The sequence below is a fragment of the Escherichia sp. Lx600-2 genome (genome assembly GCF_036662595.1).
GTDB lineage: Bacteria > Pseudomonadota > Gammaproteobacteria > Enterobacterales > Enterobacteriaceae > Escherichia > Escherichia coli.
This window is the reverse complement of the sequence record NZ_JAYQWM010000136.1, coordinates 1-6,783: the sequence shown is the minus strand read 5'-3', so window position 1 is coordinate 6,783 and position 6,783 is coordinate 1. Positions and strand designations below refer to the sequence as shown.

Below are 6,783 nucleotides of genomic sequence, written 5' to 3'. Positions count from 1 at the left end.
GATAGAAACAGAAGCCACTGGAGCACCTCAAAAACACCATCATACACTAAATCAGTAAGTTGGCAGCATCACCCAGTTAAGCGTATTATTGGTGCAGAGCCCGGGCGTACCGGGCTCCGTTTTGAGGGGGTTATGTCCGGACCAGCGCTTTTTCTGACACCACCATTTTTATTTGCCCATGGTTAGTGAAGTGTACGCTCATCCTGTGGTTTTTTTGCAGTTGCTGATAGAGTTCATCAGGTATTGCTAAGCTCTCTGCATATTCTTGCGGCGTGTATTGGTATGCTGCATGATGCTGCTGTTTTTGATAACGCAGCTTGTTGTACAGCGCCCAGATAATTAACACGACGGCATTCGTCACCGCCACGAAAAAATAGAACTGAAGTCTGCTTCGGGCATCGCTTTGCCAGTAATAACCCGACAGCAGATCCATGGCGAATAAGAATATAAACAAAGCAAATAACGCCCACAGGATAGTCGTAGCTACATAATCAACCAATAAATGTACTGGCGATTGTCGGGTCGTAATAATTAAATTGTTCATATTAACCTCTCAGAATACCACGATCTGGGCTTATCCAACGGGCGCGTTGCTTTCTATGCATCAACATGACTTGTGTAAATGAAACCAACGTCGTTGCAAGACTCAGTACCCAGAAAATGACCGGGAACCAGATAATCCAGAGAAGCGATGAAGCAAGATTATGCTCATAGCGATTCTCAATTACCAGACTGACAATAAATTGTACTAAACATAACGCACATAATAATATTCCTGCAGTATGTGTCTCGGCGATATGTGTCAATTCAATATTTAACGGTACACCTGCAAGCTGGACCACGTAAATAATGAAACCAACAAGACAGGTAAAGGCCCATATTGTCGTCAGGCAATATTCAAAAAACAACGGCCACATTCGTACGTTTTCTTTACGCCATAATCTGGTCATATTTTTGAGGAATACTTCTGCACCACCCTGGGCCCAGCGCAGGCGTTGTTTCCATAGCCCTTTTAATGTTTCCGGCATTAATATCCAGCACAGCGCCCGTGGCTCGTAAAAAATTGTCCACTGATTCAACTGCAGCTTCCAACTAATATCAATATCTTCGGTGATCATATCGTCACTCCAGTAACCCACTTCAGCCAGGGCACTGCGACGAAATGCAGCGATAACGCCGGAAACAGTAAATACGTTTCCATAGATACGCTGGGTGCGTTTGATCAAACCAATAATTGAGGAAAACTCGCCAACCTGAATTTTACCTATCAGAGTTGAACGTGTACGTATGCGAGGATTACCGGTTACAGCACCCACGCGAGGGTTGTATAACATTGGTTCAACAATATACACCGCCGCATCGCGATCTAATAACGCGTCGCCATCGATACACACCAGATATTCGCTTTTCGCCGCGGCTGCTCCGGTTTTAAGCGCAATGGCTTTCCCCTGATTTTGCGCCAGATGAATGACTCGCAGACGGGGAATTTCCGCAGCCAGTTGATCCAGGATCGCACGGGTTTTGTCTGTTGAACCGTCATTTACAGCAATAACTTCAATGTTCTCATAACGCTGTGCCAGAGCTGCGTGTATGGTTTCCTCAACGTTTTTCTCCTCATTAAAACAGGGAATGATAATGGAGATAGACGGATTATCTTTCAGCTGTGGAGCTGGTGCGTTTTCTCCCCACGGCCAATGGCGTTCACGATAGGCCCAGAAATAGACTCCGCCAACAATCCACAGAATGGACATAAAAAATGGCCAGAAGAAAACGAACCTCATCATCAATTCGCCAGAATGAAAGTACGCTACACATAGGGGTATGCATAACACCAGACATAATATAAAAAACGATACGATACGATTAATCATTTTTCGGATACCAGGCTGTGGAAAACTCAGGACGAATAACGTCTATTTCAGGTTTGTTATGCAGGAAGTTATCGGGATAATAACCATAATTTTTCACTCCATTCAGTTGGAAAAGGCTCATCCAGTGAGCAAGTTTTTGCGAAGAAATAGCCTGATGCTGACCATTGTTCTGCCAGTTTTGTGCCTGTAATTCTAAAATAGATTTATCTTTTGCTTGAGGGATGCTTTTAATCTGATTGACCAGTTGTATTAACCATTGATCAGCAGATTTCTCATCAACTCCTTCCATATAGGGCATTGCCATGATTGCCGTCCAGTCATAGCTTTGTAGAAAATCGGCATAGTTTTGGGCAAACCATGCTTCACTTTCTGGCTGCATAACGGGGAGGGCAAAAATATTTCTCGCAGTCTTAATTTGTGGGCCGCGAACAGCCTTGACTTTGGCGCTTAGCGCTAATGTGAAGTCTGTTAAGGCCTTGCGTTTAAATTGCGTCCAGCGTTTAAATTGCTCAGGATCCTCGCGGATTTCACGAATACTCGTCGCAAATCCTGCTTTCTTATAAGCAGCTATTGCTGGAGCACTGGCATCTTCGTAATCTGACAACACGGCATCGTCATGAAACAAAATGCCATCAAAAGACGCATGACCTGCAAGATCCTCATAAAGGGTACTAATTTGTTCACGTACCCGGTCATCGAAAAGGGAGAGACGACGGTATTGCGCTGGATGAATTTGTGATGCTTGCTTATCAAATGGCAAATATTCCACCCGGGGTAATGCGGGATCTAAATCCCAACTCAATACCGGCATCCAGGCGTAAACGGCCACTCCGGCACGAGTCATTAATTGCCATGCAACACGGTTAAACAAATCCGCTTTCATGGGTAACAGGCGATTAGGAAACCAGACCTCTTTAACCAGACCATCACCTGCTGGGTCGGCGAAAGCCTGCAAATACACACTGGAAATTTGCATATCTTTCACCCGCTGAATCAACACATCCAGATTTCGCTCCAGCTGTTGGCGGTCAGCATCATAAACATAATCGAGATCGATGTGCATAACTCGCTCTGGTGATGTTTCCTGCACACCAATAATTTGCTGAGCAAACTCTTTAAGTGATGGATTATTGGCGATTAATACGCGCGGAATAGAATCTAACTGGGAAGTATTTCCCAGTCCGGACTCCAGAGTGAAGAACATGTCATAACCCAGTTTTTTTAATTCCTCAATCGCAATACCGTTTGCTGCACCATAGGGCCAGACAAAAACCTGGGCATTTACGCCAGCATTTGTTTTCAACTTCTCGGTCATTTTTACGGCATCCTGACGAATGCGGCTGCGATATTCCGCTTCGGTTTCGTATCGCTCATTATTTGAAAAATACATGCGATTAACAAAAGCGGGTAATTTGCTGCCAGTGGGATTAGCCTCAATACCGTAGTGAAAATTCCAGGTATGCGAGGCTATTTCAACCAACTTCGAACGTCCTATTTCACGCACTTGTTGCCAGGTGGCAAAATAGTCTCTGTCTACCATTTCATCGCCAAATTTAACTTGTTGATTCATCGGCGTGTCTATCCAACTGCCAACCGGTGCCCATAATGCGGGCCACTGGAATGCTTGCAGAATAGGGAATACACGGCTGTAAAAACTCTGAAATCCATCATCAAAGGAGAGTAAAACCGCTTTATTAGGTAGCGGTTTTCCCCCACGGTGAGCTTCCCGAATTTGGTCAACGCTGACGGGGTGATAGCCATTTTCACGAAGCCATGCAAATTGTTCACGAAGCGCAGAAGTTCGCACTGACATAAAACGCTGATCAGCAGTATCGTCTTCAACATTATGCCAGGAGATGGCTACAAAGTTATTTTGTGGCCACGGATGTTCTGCCTTTAAAGATTCTCGACTTTGTGGTGGCGTAAACTTATTGTTTTGATGATTAAAACATGCAGAAAGCATAGCAATGCTAATCAACAAAAACAGATATCTTATTCCTTTACGTAACATAATGATCCTTAAAATTTGAATGTCATATCAAATTCAACATATAAATTATGCTCTCTGTTGCCGTCATAAGGCCGCTTTTCCCAACGTACCGTTGCACCGGCATCTATTACGTCATTCCACGCAACGCGTTGCCCATACCCCAGCTGTGTAACTAGATCGGTACCATAATTTTTTTGCCATGAGGTACCAGCGCCTGCGCTAAATATTTGCTGCCAGCTATTCTCGTATTTACGCCACAATAAATGGCTTGCCTCCAGTGCCGGAACAATATCGAGCGTTTTTTCCGGGTTAAAATAGGGGGTGTCTTTTTTTGTATTCTGGCCGTAATAAATTGTGGGCTGAAAATCAATAATCAGTCGGGATGAAGACCACATCCGTTCACTACCATTGATAAATACTTCGTGACGTTGGTTTCCATCAGAAAAATCAGTAAATGCCCATGAACTGCTGTATTGACGACGCTCATTCTGATACCAGCGTAAATATGCCTGAGCACTGTTGCCGGTTATGCCATTTTTCATTGCCCGTAGGGGGACTCGATGAGAGATGCGTTCCAGTTCAGCACCAAGTCGCCAGTTGTCGTTAAAATCGTACCAGCCTGATAAACGTGCACCGGGTTTATGTTCGCCATTAAAATAACGTCCAGCAAATTCTGCTTCCAGCCAGATGTCGCGCGAACGCCATTCGAGGCCAGTTAACCAGTCACGAACAATCCCTTTCCCCTCGCTGAATTGACCATCAGCATAGCCAAAACCAGCAAAAGCACGCCAGTTTTCATTCAGCGGTGGTGAGTACACAACGCTGGTAAAATTCACATCATGTTTGCCATTATCCGGACCTTCGGAATCCAATCCAGAAGAACCTGAAATACGTAGTTCAGCCATGTCATGTACTTCAAGCGCACGCTGTATACGTTTTACCGCGGGGGCTTCAGGATTGCGGGTGACCACATCTTCAGTTAATACTTTCGCCTGTTTCCACTCCTGCAATGTTAATGCATTCCAGGCCTGTTCAACCTCCAGCAGTATATTTCTTGGCTCAAGTAGTTCGGCTTTTTTTAATTCTGTTTCTGCAGCACGAGGTAAACCACGAGCCTGTAATACGCTGGCGTAGTCGATGCGTAATCCCTGATTACCCGGTGCGTTATTGCTCATATTTCGGGTTATTGCTTCAGCTTGTGGTAAATCATTACCGTATTGCGCAGCCGCTGAAAGGAACGAATAACCCTGTAGCCACTTGTCATTAGGTATCGTTACAGGAGAACCCATAATCCGACGGTATGGAGATGCTGTAGTAATGGTGTGATCAGTGAGCATTAACACCCCACTATAATTCTCACTTTCCAGATGGCTGTAAAAGAGATCTGCACGCTCTTCTTCGGATAATTCAATATTTGGTTGTGCCTGGTGATAGAACAGTTGGGTCATCATCGCTTGTGCTTTTCCCGGTTGACGATCGTGCAGATAAGCGGAAGCAACCCAATACTGTGCCCAGGGGGGAACAGATTGCCCTGTATTTTGTAAATGCTGATAATGAGAAATAACATCTTTGTAGCGTTCGCGGGTTAACAACGCGCCAAGATGGTCAACCTGAATACGCTGGTATTGTGCAATTCGGTCTGGGTTGTTTTGCCACAGAATATCTAATGCGGTGTATTGGGCGAGGGCGCGATCGGCAATGGCATAGCGTTCACTTTCACTGCGCGTAGGCATAAATGACAGTCTGACCAATTCGGCATGAATATCAGCGCGGATATCCGGCGTTAAATTGGCATCGTCAATGGCGGCAGAAAGCTGATTATTACGTAATGCCTGTACGTATTCTTCCGTATATTGCGTAGAGGAATTTTCAGGTAATGATTCTGTCATTGCCCGTAATTCATCTTGATGACGACCTGCCAGTTTATAGATATAGGCTTCTGCGAGTAAATTGGCTTTGTCAGGTGTACCGGACTTAATCTGCTGAAGTTTAACCAGTGCAGTGTCATAGTGACCCGCATCTGCCAGGGTTAAAATTTGTCCCCGTTGATAATCTTTATTTTGCGGCTCCAGAGAGAGAGTCTTTTGCCACAGTGTCAGTGAGTTTTGCCATTGCTGCATGTTACGATAAGCGATGGCGGCAGCCGCATAAGCGCGCGCGGGTAATTGCTGGTGACGGTAGCGGTTGTAAACGCTAATAACCTGTTTATCTTGTCCAGCCCATAAGGCAATCTGTAGCCAGTCAGCAATCTGGTTATTACTGAGTACAGACTTTTGTGCAAACCATGTTAAAGCTGGCTGAGTATTACCCTTGCGAGCTTCAATAATCAATGCATCATAGGCGTTATTAACTGCACTATTCGCAACGGGACTCGACGCTAAAAATGCAGCGGTAAGAAAATTCAAAACCAATTTGGTTTTTGGGCACCTTTTTTTACTACTTGAATACATCCTGTATTACTCCATGTATTGCAAAAATACTCTCTTCGCGAATGTCCAGTTGGCTGAAAAGAAAAGATTTATTCACATCAAAAACCCGTAATTAAACGAGGAATAAAGACGCAAATTGTTGATAGTGAGATGAAGAAATGGTGAGCTGAGTGTTCATATCAAATCCTTTACTTTCCTCGAAAATCCATCCCAAAAGGGAAGGACTACGGGCCCAAAAGGGAAGGACTACGGGGATTCTGCATAATTCCCTATGCGTCTTTCAAAGTAATACAGGATTAAAATAATTAAATCAGTAAATTCCGAGTGGTGATTTCGGATTTTTCGAAAACCCTGATTCAATGCGGTGTTGCAGCATTATTTTCTGTGATAATTACTCTTGATGACTATATGAATTATTGTTTTATGGGGGGTATAATGATTTATGAGTTTTTACAACTTATTGCAGTAGTGAATCTGTAAAATATTAAGATGG

The 6,783-nt window shown here is 44.2% G+C and carries 4 protein-coding genes; all 4 read right to left on the bottom strand.

Annotated features, from left to right (window positions below):
- Positions 1 to 130: 130 nt before the first annotated feature.
- The 4 genes from pgaD to pgaA are packed head-to-tail and all read right to left on the bottom strand — an operon-like array spanning position 131 to position 6,311.
- Positions 131 to 544, bottom strand: coding sequence for a poly-beta-1,6-N-acetyl-D-glucosamine biosynthesis protein PgaD (gene pgaD, locus OQV04_RS22905; protein WP_063120621.1), 414 nt, complete (start codon positions 542 to 544; stop codon positions 131 to 133).
- A 1-nt stretch (position 545) separates the two neighbouring features.
- Complete coding sequence (gene pgaC / locus OQV04_RS22900; protein ID WP_074152548.1) at positions 546 to 1,871, bottom strand: poly-beta-1,6-N-acetyl-D-glucosamine synthase; 1,326 nt, start codon at positions 1,869 to 1,871, stop codon at positions 546 to 548.
- Positions 1,864 to 3,882, bottom strand: a complete 2,019-nt coding sequence (gene pgaB / locus OQV04_RS22895; RefSeq protein WP_063120619.1) for a poly-beta-1,6-N-acetyl-D-glucosamine N-deacetylase PgaB — start codon at positions 3,880 to 3,882, stop codon at positions 1,864 to 1,866. Before pgaB ends, pgaC begins: the two co-directional genes overlap by 8 nt.
- 8 nt (positions 3,883 to 3,890) lie before the next feature.
- Complete coding sequence (pgaA, locus tag OQV04_RS22890; RefSeq protein WP_063120618.1) at positions 3,891 to 6,311, bottom strand: poly-beta-1,6 N-acetyl-D-glucosamine export porin PgaA; 2,421 nt, start codon at positions 6,309 to 6,311, stop codon at positions 3,891 to 3,893.
- Positions 6,312 to 6,783: the final 472 nt, after the last annotated feature.

Excerpts from the sequence above, each read along its gene's own strand:
- pgaC (WP_074152548.1), bottom strand. The coding sequence starts at position 1,871 with ATGATTAATCGTATCGTATCGTTTTTTATATTATGTCTGGTGTTATGC.
- pgaB (WP_063120619.1), bottom strand. The coding sequence starts at position 3,882 with ATGTTACGTAAAGGAATAAGATATCTGTTTTTGTTGATTAGCATTGCT.
- pgaD (WP_063120621.1), bottom strand. The coding sequence starts at position 544 with ATGAACAATTTAATTATTACGACCCGACAATCGCCAGTACATTTATTG.
- pgaA (WP_063120618.1), bottom strand. The coding sequence starts at position 6,311 with ATGTATTCAAGTAGTAAAAAAAGGTGCCCAAAAACCAAATTGGTTTTG.